The sequence below is a fragment of the Bacillus sp. 3255 genome (assembly GCF_031456485.1).
Taxonomy (GTDB): domain Bacteria; phylum Bacillota; class Bacilli; order Paenibacillales; family NBRC-103111; genus Paenibacillus_E.
This window is the reverse complement of sequence record NZ_JAVDUS010000011.1, coordinates 104895-118822: the sequence shown is the minus strand read 5'-3', so window position 1 is coordinate 118822 and position 13928 is coordinate 104895. Positions and strand designations below refer to the sequence as shown.

12 protein-coding genes are annotated in these 13928 nt (G+C 54.1%); 5 read left to right on the top strand and 7 right to left on the bottom strand.

The window, feature by feature from the left end; genetic code table 11:
* Positions 1 to 51: 51 nt before the first annotated feature.
* Entirely contained in the window at positions 52 to 1485 is a 1434-nt protein-coding gene (locus J2X61_RS17860) for an NAD(P)/FAD-dependent oxidoreductase (protein WP_274470581.1), read from the top strand.
* 519 nt (positions 1486 to 2004) lie between these two features.
* Positions 2005 to 2355 carry a LytTR family transcriptional regulator DNA-binding domain-containing protein gene (locus tag J2X61_RS17855; protein WP_274470582.1) on the top strand — a complete coding sequence of 117 codons (351 nt, stop codon included), beginning with the start codon at positions 2005 to 2007 and terminating at the stop codon, positions 2353 to 2355.
* An 827-nt stretch (positions 2356 to 3182) separates the two neighbouring features.
* Here the strand turns inward: J2X61_RS17855 and J2X61_RS17850 are convergent.
* The 6 genes from J2X61_RS17850 to J2X61_RS17825 all read right to left on the bottom strand — a co-directional run bounded on the left by J2X61_RS17850 (position 3183) and on the right by J2X61_RS17825 (position 9874).
* Positions 3183 to 3590 carry a hypothetical protein gene (locus J2X61_RS17850; protein WP_310189510.1) on the bottom strand — a complete coding sequence of 136 codons (408 nt, stop codon included), beginning with the start codon at positions 3588 to 3590 and terminating at the stop codon, positions 3183 to 3185.
* A gap of 82 nt (positions 3591 to 3672) precedes the next feature.
* Positions 3673 to 4932, bottom strand: coding sequence for an MFS transporter (locus tag J2X61_RS17845; protein WP_274470584.1), 1260 nt, complete (start codon positions 4930 to 4932; stop codon positions 3673 to 3675).
* A 6-nt stretch (positions 4933 to 4938) separates the two neighbouring features.
* Positions 4939 to 5379, bottom strand: coding sequence for a MarR family winged helix-turn-helix transcriptional regulator (locus J2X61_RS17840; RefSeq protein ID WP_274470586.1), 441 nt, complete (start codon positions 5377 to 5379; stop codon positions 4939 to 4941).
* 224 nt (positions 5380 to 5603) lie between these two features.
* Complete coding sequence (locus J2X61_RS17835) at positions 5604 to 6683, bottom strand: lactonase family protein (protein WP_310189509.1); 1080 nt, start codon at positions 6681 to 6683, stop codon at positions 5604 to 5606.
* Positions 6684 to 6709: 26 nt separating this feature from the next.
* Positions 6710 to 7333: a DUF2238 domain-containing protein gene (locus tag J2X61_RS17830; RefSeq protein ID WP_310189508.1), complete on the bottom strand. Its 624-nt coding sequence runs from the start codon at positions 7331 to 7333 to the stop codon at positions 6710 to 6712.
* 87 nt (positions 7334 to 7420) lie between these two features.
* The gene (locus tag J2X61_RS17825) at positions 7421 to 9874 is read right to left on the bottom strand and encodes an HAD family hydrolase (protein ID WP_310189507.1); all 2454 of its coding nucleotides are present in this window, start codon (positions 9872 to 9874) and stop codon (positions 7421 to 7423) included.
* Between the two features lie 96 nt (positions 9875 to 9970).
* Between J2X61_RS17825 and J2X61_RS17820 the strand changes: the two genes are divergently transcribed.
* Entirely contained in the window at positions 9971 to 10786 is an 816-nt protein-coding gene (locus J2X61_RS17820) for a glycosyltransferase family 2 protein (RefSeq protein ID WP_310189505.1), read from the top strand.
* Here J2X61_RS17820 and J2X61_RS17815 read toward each other — a convergent pair.
* Positions 10775 to 11620 carry a helix-turn-helix transcriptional regulator gene (locus J2X61_RS17815; RefSeq protein WP_274470591.1) on the bottom strand — a complete coding sequence of 282 codons (846 nt, stop codon included), beginning with the start codon at positions 11618 to 11620 and terminating at the stop codon, positions 10775 to 10777. The two genes, J2X61_RS17820 and J2X61_RS17815, sit on opposite strands and share 12 nt — an antisense overlap.
* Before the next feature lie 132 nt (positions 11621 to 11752).
* On the opposite strand from J2X61_RS17815, the gene J2X61_RS17810 reads away from it, so the two are divergent.
* Positions 11753 to 12748, top strand: coding sequence for a Gfo/Idh/MocA family protein (locus tag J2X61_RS17810; RefSeq protein ID WP_274470592.1), 996 nt, complete (start codon positions 11753 to 11755; stop codon positions 12746 to 12748).
* A gap of 37 nt (positions 12749 to 12785) precedes the next feature.
* A complete protein-coding gene (locus J2X61_RS17805) occupies positions 12786 to 13724 on the top strand; it encodes an aldo/keto reductase (protein ID WP_274470594.1) in 939 nt (312 codons plus the stop codon).
* The last annotated feature ends 204 nt before the right edge of the window (positions 13725 to 13928 follow it).

Sequence of the window (13928 nt, the reverse complement as noted above, 5' to 3'; positions counted from 1 at the left end):
TGTGGCTAGGTTTTTTTGCGTCCAAAAATGAATGTTCCAGAGGAGATCGCAATGAACGCTTATGATTTTATCGTTGTCGGTGCAGGACCTGCCGGTATTTTTGCCTGTTATGAAATGACACTGCTTCACCCTCACGCTAAAGTTTTGCTCGTCGACAAAGGCCATGATATTTATCATCGCAGCTGTCCGATCCTGGAAAGTAAAATTAAACTATGCCCGCCGCCTGCAGGTAAAAAAGAGTTCTCAGGCTGCCTGCCGGCATGCTCGATTACAGCTGGATTCGGCGGCGCCGGCGCTTACAGCGACGGCAAATTCAATATCACAACCGAATTCGGCGGTTGGATGACGGATTATTTGGCCCCGAGCAAAGTTCTCGACCTGATCCGGTATGTGGATCGAATTAACCTGGAGCATGGAGCCACGGAGATGATAACGGACCCGACGACGGAAGCCGTGAAAAGCATCGAGCAGCGCTCTTATGCAGCCGGACTGAAGCTGCTTCGTGCTCAAGTGAGACATTTGGGCACCGAACAAAACCTGATGATTCTGAAATCTATTTACGAATATTTGAAAACCCGCATCGACATGCAGTTCAAAACCGAGGTTGACGATATACTGACGATCAAACGCGAAGATAAGCACGTCATCCAAGGCATCCGCCTGAAAGACGGCACCGAGCTTCATAGCGATCACGTCATGCTCGCGCCGGGCAGAGACGGTTCGGCTTGGCTGACGCAGATCCTCAAGAAGCGCCGGCTCAAAATGTACAACAACCAAGTCGACGTTGGCGTGCGCGTCGAAACGTCCGATGTCGTCATGCGCGAGATCAACGAGCATCTGTACGAAGGGAAGTTCATCTACAACACATCCGTGGGCACGCGGGTCCGGACCTTCTGCAGCAACCCGTCCGGGCATGTTGTCGTTGAGAATCACAGCGGCGTCATGGCGGCCAACGGCCACTCGTACAAGGACCCTGCACTTGGGTCCAGCAATACGAACTTCGCACTGCTCGTCTCGCATAAATTCACGGAGCCTTTCGATAAACCGAACGAATACGCGCGCGAAATTTGCAAACATGCGAACGATTTATCGAGCGGCGGCGTCATCGTTCAGAAATTCGGCGATATCATGCGCGGACGCCGATCGACTGCGGACCGGATTCGCGAAGGCTTCCTTGAGCCGACGTTAGCCGAGGCCGTTCCCGGCGACCTGGGACTTGTCCTCCCGTACAATACGATGAAAAGCTTGATCGAAATGATTCATGCGCTCGAGAAGGTTACGCCGGGGATCGCTGCCGAGCATACGCTGTTCTACGGCGTCGAAGCGAAGTTCTATTCCGCACGTCCGAAGCTGAGCGAAAGTTTCGAAACCGAAATTCGCGGCTTGTTCTGCGGCGGAGACGGCGCTGGCATTACGCGGGGCTTGGCGCAGGCTGGGGCTGCGGGCGTCTGGGTGGCGCGCAACGTGCATCAGCGGTTTAAGTAGGAATTGGCTTCAAGTAATAGTCCAAACCTTTTAAGCAAACAATTAGTTCCATCCTTGAAGTAGCAACAGCTCCAACCTTTCAAATAAGCAACTAGTTCCATCTTGAAGTAACAACTAGCTCCAACCTTTCCAATAAACAATAAGCTCCGTGCCTTTAATGTAAGCAACTAGTTCCAAGCCCTCAAGTAAGCAACTAGTTCCAAGCCCTCAAGTAAGCAACTTTGCGTACGGGCTTCCAGATAATAAATAGAACCAGACTAGACTGCGGGCACCACTGGTGCATTAGCATTAACGGTGTTAATTATTTCCTAGGAAATAGACTGAAAAATCAGCCTTAGCCATTTCCTGCTTCCCGGAGGAGGGAAGGCTCGTATAGACACAGTAACGATGGATCCCCCCTATCTGGTAAAGGGATCCATTTTTTATTGAAAAGACTTGGATTCTCACTTGAAATATGATAAGATGTAACCGTTCTCATTGTGTGTAAGCGTTATCATTTTGAAAAGGGGGATTTTAAAAATGACTGTAGCGCTCGAAACAAGAAACAGCTATGAGGATTTCGTACTGGAGAAGGACATTATGTACTTCCGCGTCGGAGAACATGGGCTTGTTTCTTTCCATGGGAAAAATTTTCACATCAAAAAACGTATGACCACCGAAGAAATTACAGAGATAACGACGGGCGGTACCTTTTTCAAGGTAAATACGGATTGCTATGTGAATACGAAGAAAATCGTCCAAATTCAAGACGGTAAAGTGTTTTTCGAGCTCAAAGGCGCGGATTCCAAATTCACTTCAATTACGAAGCTCCGCCAATACCGTTTGAAAGAAATCGTACAACAACACAAAGCGGAAGCCTCCGCGAAGTGATTAGCTAGAGAAATAAAGCTTAACGAGATACTTATCTCGTTAAGCTTTATTTTTTTGCCGTTAGCGGCATGCTGCAGCGGCTAACGGACACCGCGGCCCTTATTCTTCCGATTTGTGCCGCTTTGAGCTTCTAACGGACACCAGTGACGTTATTTGCCCGTTCCGGCCTGATTTCGCCTCGGAATCGGCAAAATAAGCGCACTGGTGTCCGTTAGCTCGGACGCATGGCGATTATCGAGGCAATAGCGTCCGTGGTGTCCGTTAGCCGGGGCTGCCTTGGTGACGCGATCAAAGACGACAGGTGCAGGAGAGTCCCGCACCGCTCACCGCTGGATCTCGACGAAGTCACAGCGCTCACCGGCTGCAAGACGACTCGTTGGCTACTGCGTCCACCTGCAGCTAGTTCGCTCGATGGCCACTGCACCCACCCGCCGCTGGGCCGCTCGAGCAACAGTGCCCAGTCACCCAGTCAGGTACACAGCACCCAACCCAACAGGCCGCGAATTCCCCACCGCTGCATCACGTCATGTCCCGGCTTCCTGAGCCAATGGGATAGTGCTCAAAGCGGAAGCTTCTGCGAAGTGATTAGCTATTTACCCGCCGCTAGGCCGCCCGAGCCACAGTGCCCAGTCACCCAGGCAGGTACACGCCCCCACCCCAACAGGCCGCGAATTCCCCAGATCTGCATCACGCCAAGTCCCAGCTCCCTGAGCCAATGGGATAGTGCTCATAGGCACGCACCTGAGCAACGCCCTCCCCCGGTCCAAGCACCTCTCCGCCAAAAAAAGAAGCAAGCGATTACATCGCTTGCTTCCTTTTCCAGAAACCTATGATATTTTGGCAAGCGTCTCTTGTTGATGTTCGCGGATCAAAAAGCGTATGTAGTCGACGGTCGTATCTTTGACCTTTTTGGCTTCTTCGAGAGTAGCAAAGCTATACTCCGCGTAATCCGTACTTCCGAATCTCTTCAATTCTTCGTAGTTCATGCCGAGCGCAGAAAAGTTGTAGACGAGCTCATAGGGCGTTTTCGCATCGACATTTTGGACGAAAATGTCTCTCGTAAAGAAGGAACCCTGCTTCTCTACTTTAAAAATCACACGAAACGGCTTGTCCTTATCAGACACAAAGCACTTGATAACCACGTCGATTTCCATCGTTTTGTAATCCACAGCGTTCGTAGGCTCTTGCTTTGGCGCATGTTTTGGCGAATGCATCCATCTTTTCAAAAATCCCAACACAAGATTACCTCCCCAATAACGACATGAATATATCTCATATTGTAAAGGATGGACAACCAATTGACAATCCATAATTTGGTTATTCCGCAGCTACAGCCTGAATTCCGCCTTTTTTGCGGCGATAATTCCATATAATGATCAAACACAGAATGCCCGTTAACACGCCGCACCCGATGAATGCGCCATTCGCACCGAAACGGTCTGCGACATAACCCGCGAACAAGCTGCCAATCGGCGTCGATCCCGCGAAAACAAGGGAATATACGCTCATCACCCGCGCGCGGTACTCTTCCTTGGCATTCATCTGCAAGTTCGAGTTGCTGTTCGTTGCGAATGTAATATTGAAAAATCCGGTCAAGGCAAGCAAAGCGCCGCAAGCGATAACGGACGTGCTAAGCCCTGTTAGAATCAAGCAGCCGGCCACGACGAGACTGGCGACGATGCTGATTTTCAGCTTCGGTCCCTGTTTGCTGCGAAAGGACATCGTAAGCGCCCCAGCGAACGAACCGACGCCGAGGCAGGACATGAGCGTTCCATACGTCGTCTCCCCCATTTGCAGCACATTTCGGGTAAACACGGGAATCAAGACGTTAAAGTTAAAAGCAAGCGTTCCGATCACCGTCACCAGCAGGACCGTTTGCGCCAATAACGGATCCCTGGCGATATATAAGATCCCGTCTTTAATTTCCTCCAAAATGCCCTCGCGCGACGTTTTCTTCCGAACGTAAGGTGCTGTCTGAATATGGATAATGCCGTAGATAACGGCAATAAAGCTGATGCCGTTAAGCAGGAAACACCACCCGGCTCCAAGCCACGCCATCATAACGGCCCCGATGGAAGGTCCGACGATACGTGCCATATTAAAGGTGGTGGAATTCAAGGCAATCGCATTCATGAGATCTTCCTTGCCCACAATTTCAATGTTAAAAGCTTGCCTGGTCGGCAAATCGAGCGTATTATTGAGCCCCAACAGCAGGGCCAAAATTAGAATGAATTCATATCTGACGGTGTCGGTCAAAACCAGCGCCGCCAATGTAAACGCGAGAACCATCGAAACCGATTGCGTCACCAGAAGTATTTTTTTCTTCGGAAATCTGTCCACGACAACCCCGGCAAACAAAGAAAACAACAGAATGGGCAAAAACTGGCATGCCGCAACCATCCCCAGCTTAAGCGGAGATCCGGTAATCGTGAGAACAAGCCACGACTGCCCGATATTTTGCATCCATGTACCGATAAGCGAAACGCACTGCCCTAACCACAAATAGCGATAATTGCGATGCGTCAAAGCGTGGAAATGCCGGTCAATGAAGCCGGCGCCCGCCATCCTCATGTTCATACCTATCTACACCTCCTTTGAGAATCGTGATGCGTTGGTGCCCATTTTCTCCAAAATGGTTAAGGCCAGCTCTTTTTCTTCGTCCGACAGCCCGTATGTAAGGCGTTCCCGCCAATCCGTCAGCACTTTACGCACATCGTCTTTAATCTCGAGCGCCTTAGCCGTTAGATGGACTTCGTTGCGTCTCTTGTCCTCTTCACTGACCGTACGCGTTATGTAGCCTTGCTCTTCCAATTTCTTCAGCGCTTTGGCCGTCGTGCCCTTGTCAATTTTCAAGTAGTCTGCCAGTTCTTCCTGCGACAGGCCGTCTTCCTTATACAACGCATTGAGAAAAATATGCTGCCCCTTGCCGATCTCATAGGCTTTCAGGTGCTCGCCGATGTACATTTGTCCGTACCGGTACAAAAGCGAAATCCACCTTGGAATCGTATTCCGGCTATCGATCATGATGCTGTCTCCTTCCCTTGTTAACCGAATCGTTGCACTTGCCACTATTTTAATATACGCCCGAATAGTTGCATGCGCAACTAATTTTTCGCATAGCAAAAGCCCCTTTATGAACAAAGGGGCTTGCAACTATTTGCTGCCGTACCCGCCCGGGTCCGTAGCTCTATGGTGACGCTGACGCGGCGGCATCCGCGTCAACGGACTAGGCGGCCGCTATGCCGCTGCTATAGAAAGTGAATGCAGACCGGCTTCGACACCGCCGCCGATTGGCCGGTCTCCTGCAGCATGCCGGTCTCCGCGTCCACGCGGAACACCGTGATGCTGTTCGAGTCCTGGTTCGCCGCGAGCAAATAATCCCCCAGCGGCGACAATGCGAAGTTCCGCGGCGTACGCCCCAGCGTCGCCTGCCAACCCGCAACGGACAGCGTGCCGCTATGTCCGTCAACCGCATAAACCGCGATACTGTCGTGTCCGCGGTTGGAAACATACACATGGCGGCCATCCCCCGAGAGATGGATGTCCGCACATGTGTTCCCGCCGCTGAAGCCCTCCGGCAGCGTCGAAATGCTCTGCAGCGCGGTCAACGTTCCCGCGCCCGCATCATAGGCCAGCACCGTCACCGTGCTGTCCAGCTCACCCACCGCGTACACGTGCCGGCTGTCCGTTCTGAATACCACGTGCCGCGGGCCTGCGCCCGGCTTCACCGCCGCTTCGCTATGCGGCTCAAGGGTGCCGTTATCCGCGTCGACGCGGTACACCAGCAGCCGATCGAGGCCCAGATCGGCAGAAATCGCGTACCGATTGTCCGGCGCCACCACAATCGAATGCGCATGCGGGTGCTCCTGGCGGTCCTTCCGCGGCCCCAGCGCCCCCTCGTGCTTCAGCAGCTGCGCAGGCTCGCTCAGCCCGCCGTCCGCTTGGACCCGGTACGCGGTAACGCTGCCGCTGGAATAGTTGGCCGCGAAGACGGCGCGGCCTGTCGCATCGGCGCTAATATAACAGGGCGACTCGCCCCCCGTCGGCTGCTGGTTCAATTTCGTCAGCCTGCCGGTTCCCTCTTCCACCGCATAAGCGGCGGAGGAGCCGCCGAATTGCCCCAAATACGTATTGGTTTCGCTGACCGCATAGAGGACCGTCCGGTCCTTATTCAAGGTGAGGAAAGAAGCGTTCGGCAAATCGGTATACGATTCCAGAAGCGTCAACTTCCCGTTATGCGGATGAAACTTGTATAAGGAGATTCCGGTCTTACTCTGTTCGTCCGTATAGGAGCCCACGTAACATAATTGTTCTTTGGCATTTGACATTAGCCATCATCCTCCACTTGTTCATATCAGTCTTTTCGTTCACCGAACCGTGAGGCAGCGGCCGTCGCCGCCATGGCAAGGATCGCGCCATAGAGCGCCAGCTCCATATCGTGGTGCGTATCCCACGGGTCGCCTTGGGTTCCAAGGAACAGCGTCCCGATCTCCGGGGCAACGAGCAGCGCCACCCACATCTCAATGAGTTCATAGAAAGCCCCTAATGCCAAAATCATGACACAAGTCATGACATAAAGCCACTTTCGCCCAAGCGGCGTCCAAGCTCGCAAAGCCTCTCTCAGCGGATAGGCAAGCAGCAGGCCGAAGCTGAAATGCACCAAACGGTCGTAATTGTCGCGTTCCGAATGCAGCAGCCATCTGAGCCATACGTCCACGAGATTTTCATTGTATGAGTAATGAGCCCCGACAGTATGCAGCGCGAGGAACAGAGCGATTAACGCATAAGATAAATTGGAAAAAGTCATCCGCTTATACGTGCTGACAAGACCGATCAGCGTCGCCCAGATCAGCAAATTTTCCAGCATCCAATCGAACCTGCTGTATGGCGCATAAGCCATCCAAATCCACAAAGCCGCATAGAGAATGATCAGTATGTGCAAAGTTGTATTGCTGCGAAAAACAGCTGGTTTTCCCATGGCTGAGCCCCCTTGTTTTAGGTTTCAAACTCAGGTTATCTCGCCACAGTGTTTTCCAAAAGTACTAAGTTTATGTAGTACCGCTTGTTAAGTGGGATGAAGCTCGTACAGAACAGGCGTCACGCCGGTGCCTTCAAAAGCTTGCCTGATGCGGGCGGGGTAAGCCTGCAGCTCAGATAGCGTCGCAATTAGAAAAATCGCTTCTTCCGCTCCCCGCTGTGCCGACTGCTCGCTCACTCGCTCCAGGGTCGTATACGCGAACCTTCCCCAAGGCGCCGTATCCGGAGAGACTGCCGGATCTATCCAGTACGGGATGTGCAGGCCGTGGAACCATGCCATCTTCAGCAGCTGCTCCGCAATGGCGCCTGTGCCGTACAGCGTCAAGGAGCGGACCCCGTCCTCTTTCACTTGATGAAAGAGGTCGAACATCATCGTCTGCGGTCCGAAGCTGTCCGTGAGCCGCAGGTAATACCGGTACAAGTAATACGGAAACCGCCGGGTCGCCATGCCCTGAGGCCAATTCACATTCAACACGGACGGGGCGTAATTGCAGGCATTCAGGAAAGCTTCCGCCCCCTCCGCGTACCATTCCTCGGCAACCACGCCGCAGATCGGGGCGATGTACTCCGTGCCGTAATTGTCCTGATGCGTCAAATCACCGAGCAGCTGCGCTTCCTGCGGCATCGGCATGGCAAGCACGCGGTGCAGCGGCTTCGCCCACTCTTCAGGCTGCCGGGACGCCCTTGCCAGCCTCCCCTCTTTTTGCCGGAGCAGGTAGGCATAATAGCTTTGGAACGCCAGCGCCCCTTCCTGGCAAGCTTGCTTGAGCGCATACTCTTCGTCCGATCGATGAAGCTCCGCCAGGACCGGAGATATGCTCCCCGCTTCCTCCCGGGAATAACGGAGCGTCGAGCCGAAGGCGCCCATCATCAGCTCTTCCAGGAAAGCCGGCGTTCTCGCAATCCGCCTGCCGGCCTCGCTGCCGCCGCTGCCTGCACGCAGCATGCTGCGAATGTTCATGCCTTGCATGCGGCGCTCATCCGTCCGGCCTGAGCCGACGGCGAGCAGATGCAGCATCTGCGGCTTCAGCCCTGCGAGGCGGACAATGTTCTCCAGCGCGCTTTGGATCGTGCCTTGAAAGCCGATATCGACGGTCGCCAGCCGCTCCGGGGAGCCGAACGATTGCGTCAAATAACCGATGAAAAGCTCCCGGTGCCGCTGAATCGAAGCTTCAATCCGTCCTTGCGCCTCGGCGCTCAGCAGTGCTTCTTGAAGCAGCGCATAGACTGTTGTTTCACCGCTTACCGAGGCCGTCATCCTCTTGCAAGATTCGACCGTTTCTTGAAGATAAGGCGCCAACCGGTCGTCTTGCGGACCGTCAATGCCCAATACGTCGAACAGCTCGTGTACTTTCAGCCCATGGATTCCCGCCAGAGCCGCCAGCTCCGCCTCGCCGAACCGCTCCAGACCCGCCATCATCGTCGCTTGCCTGGACACATAAACAGGCTTCACCTGCAGCTCCATTCCTCTCAGCCGGGAAGCGTGTTCGAGCATGGGCGCAAGCAGGTACGCCTCCCTCATGAGCGGATTCACACAGGTGATGTTCTCCTGCTCGCAAACATCAAGCACCCATTCGCATAAGGCGTGCAGGAACGGCCCGATCACATCCGTGCCGAACTGATACAACAGACGCTCCTTCTCCCCGCGACTCTCCGCTGCGCCTGATGCCGCAGCCAGCTTGCGCAGCGACTTCCACTCCGGAAGCATATCGCCGTGCCTGACGAACTCCCAATGGTGAATGCTGGCGAAATGCTCCGGAATGACGGGATAATGGAGTCCTCTGATCCCTTCTAGCGCTGCACCGGCCACGTCAGCCGCTACATTATCGCCGATATGTACGATTGCGGATGCTTCGATGTGCGGATAAAGGGCTTTCAGCCGGGCGAACAGATGCCCCGACGACTTCCCTTCCCTCTCCTCGGAAGAAACGAGAATCGTGTCCACACAGCTCATATCCAGGCCGCTCGAGGCCAAGATGGTGCGGAGCTGCGCGGAAGATAAGTACATATCGGATAGCAGCGCCACCGGAATACCCGCTTGGCTGCAGGCATAGAGCAGCGAAGCCACATGAGGGTTCACGTAACAGACGTCCGCTTCGGCTTCGACTTCCATCCGCGCGAATGTATCCCTGCTGCCGAGGATCTCCGGCATTTCTTCATAAATGAGTTCCAATGTCACTTCGGCAAAGCCTGTCCGTGCGGCTTGCCGCTCACGGGCTTGGGATTCCGCCCGAATGCGCATGTCTTTGAATGCGGCCGCCGAGACGGACGGTGCCAGATCGCCATGGCCGAGCGCTCTCTCGCCAACTATCGCAAACACATCGGACGGATTGGCGCAAGTGCGGAACAATAGCGTATCGAAAATATCCAAGCTGAGCAGCTTGGGCGTTGGTAATTCATTTTGCAAAACGCGGAGATAGCGGTCCTTTGTCCATAAGTGTACATCCTTCGAACTGATCCCGGTATGCGGTACCTGCAGCATAAGGTTCCTCCTTAACGCTCTTAGCCAGAAATTGATTTGAGAAATGTGACACAATTGAGGTAAGCTTATTCTATGAATATTCGGAGGTGCTCGATCATGCCGGCCCAACCCTTGGTGTCCATTATTATTCCGACGTATAACCGTCGTATTGAGCTTGCGGAGCTCGCAGAATCATTATACCGTCAAACGTACACAAACCTGCAAATTATCGTTGTCAACGATGCCGGTCCTCCGGTAGATTTCATTAAGGAGCTGTACCCGGAGCTCTCCATTCAAATTGTGAATATGCCGGAAAATGCCAAGCATGTCCATGCACGCAACCGCGGTTTGCAAGAGGTCAAAGGCGATTATATCATGCTGTGCGATGATGACGATCTGCTGCTTCCGATTCATATCGAACGGATGCTGCAGGAGATCGAAGGCTATGATCTGGTGTATCCGGACGTTGAAATCTTCGATTATGTGTATGAGAACAACGCTCGTTCCATCACGAACCGGTTTGTTTTTGCCTATGAATTCGATGTGCCGGCGATGCGCCGATTCTCCACCTTCTTCTCCTCCGGCTGCATTTTCCGCCCGGAGCTGATCGAAGCTTTGGGGCCGTTTGATACGGAAGTATTCCATTATTGGGACTGGGACTTCTTCTTGAGAGCAGCGGAGAAGTTCCGCGTAAAGCGCGCGCCGATCGCCAGCGTCCTGTACGCCTTCGCGCAGGCAGGCAGCAGCAACATGTCCGGACAGCTCGACAACATGCGCCCTTATCTGGACATGCTGTCCGCCAAGCACGGGCTCGGCGACCTGCCGACCAAGAACTTCTTCCTTCTGCTCGAAGAGCCGGAAGTGAAAGCGCGCGAGGCCAAGACCGAGCTCGTCTGGGACGGAGAGCCGATTCGCTCGCGCCTATTCGAGTAATCCTTTGGCATACAGACTGCGGAACTCGCTCGGCGTCATCCCCTCCTGCTCCTGAAACCGCTGATTGAAATAACTCGCGCTGGCATACCCGGCCAAGGCGGCGATATCTTTCACCGGCATCGTTTCCTTCTCGATCAGGTGCTGCTTGGCGAATTGGATCCGGCACAGCGTGATGAAGGAGAGCGGCGTCATCGAGGTCGCTTTGCGAAACAATTTGCAGAAATAGTACGTAGACACGCCTGTGAGCTCGGCCCATTCCTCCAGAATGAACGGCTCGCAGGCTTTTTGCTGCATCATCGGGAGCAGCGCAAGAATGCGGTCAACGGATTCCATCCCGCGGTTGCCCGTTAGCGGTGCGGCATAGCTCATAAACTCGCTCAAAATCTTATACGTTAGCGTAGAAAGATTCGTCTGCCTGAGAATGCCGTTATTTTCGGCTTCCAGCAGCAGCTCGTGAAAGGCTTCCTCCAGCTCCGTCCACCTCTTTAGCGTCCAAAGCGTCCGCAGAAAGCCTTTCTCCAACAAAAACTCCTTCAAATGCTTCCCGTAGAAATGAACCCAACGAACGTTCCACGGATCATCCTTGGAAGAGTAGTAGCGCTGCTCCTGGTAAGGGAAGTACAGGAATGCGTCGCCCTTTTGCAGCACATGCTGATCCCCTTCGATCTCCACGTAGCCTTTGCCCGAGATGATGAAGTGAATGCTGTATGTTTCGTAGTACCCTTCTTGCCGGTAAACGGAATGGCCGGGGTGGTCGGTGTACCATCCGACGGATTCCGGAAAAATGAAATAAGAGGACTGCTGAAATCTCGGCAGCATCACTTGTCTCTGCATACGTACCCCCTCTTCCAAATGACAATATTACGATATCGGATGCAATATATTATCATATTCATTTTAAATAACTCGATTTATAATAACAATATAACGCTATCAAATATTTTTCTAGAAGGAGATTATACCGTCATGACAAAGCTTCGTTGGGGAATTCTAGGATGTGCCAAAATTGCGATCAGAGCTTGCATTCCCGGCATTCAGCAATCCGAGACCGGTGTTGTAAGCGCTATTGCGAGCCGCAATTTACAGAAGTCGCAGGAGACTGCGGAGCAGCTGGGAATTCCGAAAGCATACGGCAGTTATGAAGAATTGATTGCCGACCCGGATATCGATGCGCTGTACATCCCGCTGCCGAATCACCTTCATAAAGAGTGGACCATTCGTGCGGCAGAGGCCGGCAAGCATGTGCTCTGCGAGAAGCCTGCCGCACTGACGGCGGCCGAGGCGGAGGAAATGGTTGCCGCGTGTGAGAAGGCCGGCGTCCAGTTCGCGGAAGCTTTCATGTATAGACATCATCCCCGCTTCGAGCGCATCAAGCAAATTATCGATTCCGGGGAAATCGGCGACATTCGCGGCATTCACGGCGCATTCACCTTCAGCAATCCGGGCGACAAGACGAATGTGCGCTACAAGCGCGAATGGGGCGGCGGTTCGCTCTACGACGTAGGCTGCTATCCGATCTCCGCAGCGAGAATGATTCTAGGCAGAGAGCCTGAAGCGGTGACAACGCACGCCTTCTTCTCGCCGGAGCATGACGATGTCGACATGATGATGTCCGGGCTGGTGGAGTTCAGCGGCAATGTCGCGCTTACGTTTGACTGCGGCATGTGGGCGGGCTTCCGCAACACGCTGGAAATCGTTGGCGCGACAGGCCGCATCGAGGTTCCTTCCGCATTTGTCACGCCAACGGAGGAATCGGGCCATTTCATCGTCCATGCAGGCGGTGAGCGCCGAGTTGAGAATGCTCCTTTCCTTAATCAATATTCGCTTGAGGTTGACGACTTGGCTTACGCCGCTTGGGGTAAGAAAGCACCGAATTACGCGGCTGGCGATGCCATTTTGAACATGAAAGTACTTGATGCCTGCCTGCAATCCGCAAGAGAGCGTTCCCGTATCGTTCTTTAAACTACTAATGAATCGGTGAAAGGTTGGGATGACCGCGATGAAGCACATTCAAATTAAAGGCTTGGACAAACCTGTATCCAAACTGATTATGGGCTCGGACTTTTTCCGTCTGGACAACAAGCAGGAAGTTAGCGACATTCTTGGACACTATCTGGCGATCGGCGGCAATACGATCGACTCGGCATTCATCTATTGCGGCGGCCAGAGCGAGCAGGCGCTTGGCATTTGGCTCGATGAAGTGGGCAACCGGGATGACATCAATATCTTCACCAAAGGCGCGCACCACGACGCTAACGGCCCGCGGGTGAACGCGGAAGCGATCCGCAGCGACTTGTTCACGTCGCTTGAGCGGCTGCGCACCGATTATATCGATTTGTACGCGCTGCACCGCGACGATCCGGCTGTTCCGGTCGGCGCCATCTTGGAAGCGCTGAACGAGCATGTGGAAGCCGGACGCATCCGCGCCTTCGGCGGCTCCAACTGGACGCATGAGCGTCTGCAGGAAGCGAACGACTATGCGGCGAAGAACGGGCTTATCGGCTTCAGCTTCTCCTCGCCGAACCTCTCCCTTGCGAAGGCCAAAGAGCCGTTCTGGAAGGACTGCGTGTCCATCGACGAGGCAGGCCTGCGCTGGTATGAAGCGGCGCAGATGCCGCTTCTCTCGTGGTCTTCGCAGGCGCGCGGCTTCTTCACCGGCCGGTACACGCCGGATGTGCTCGACAATGCCGATCTCGTTCGCGTATTCTACAGCGACGAGAACTGGACGCGGCTGCGCCGCGCGGAACAGCTGGCACAGGAGAAAGGCGTCACCGCGATCCAAATCGCGCTCGCCTATGTGCTGAACCAGCCGTTCCCGTCCTGCGCGCTCATCGGCCCTCGCACGCAGGCCGAGATGGAGTCATGCCGCGACGGTGCGGAGCTCGTGTTGACTCCGCAGGAGATGGCATGGCTAGATTTGACTGCAGCTGCGGTATAGCTGCTTTGTTTACCCCGGCTGCTTGCGGCCGGGGTTTTGTTGTGCCCGCTGGCCGGCTAACGGCACAGCAGCGGTGCGAGCATCCTAGCCGCCGGCACATGCAGGGGCTTCCGGATCGCAGCCTCCCTCGTTCTAACTATCGGACACAACGGACGCTATTTGCCATTTTGGAGCTGATTTTCAGCTCTAACGGACACAGGTGAC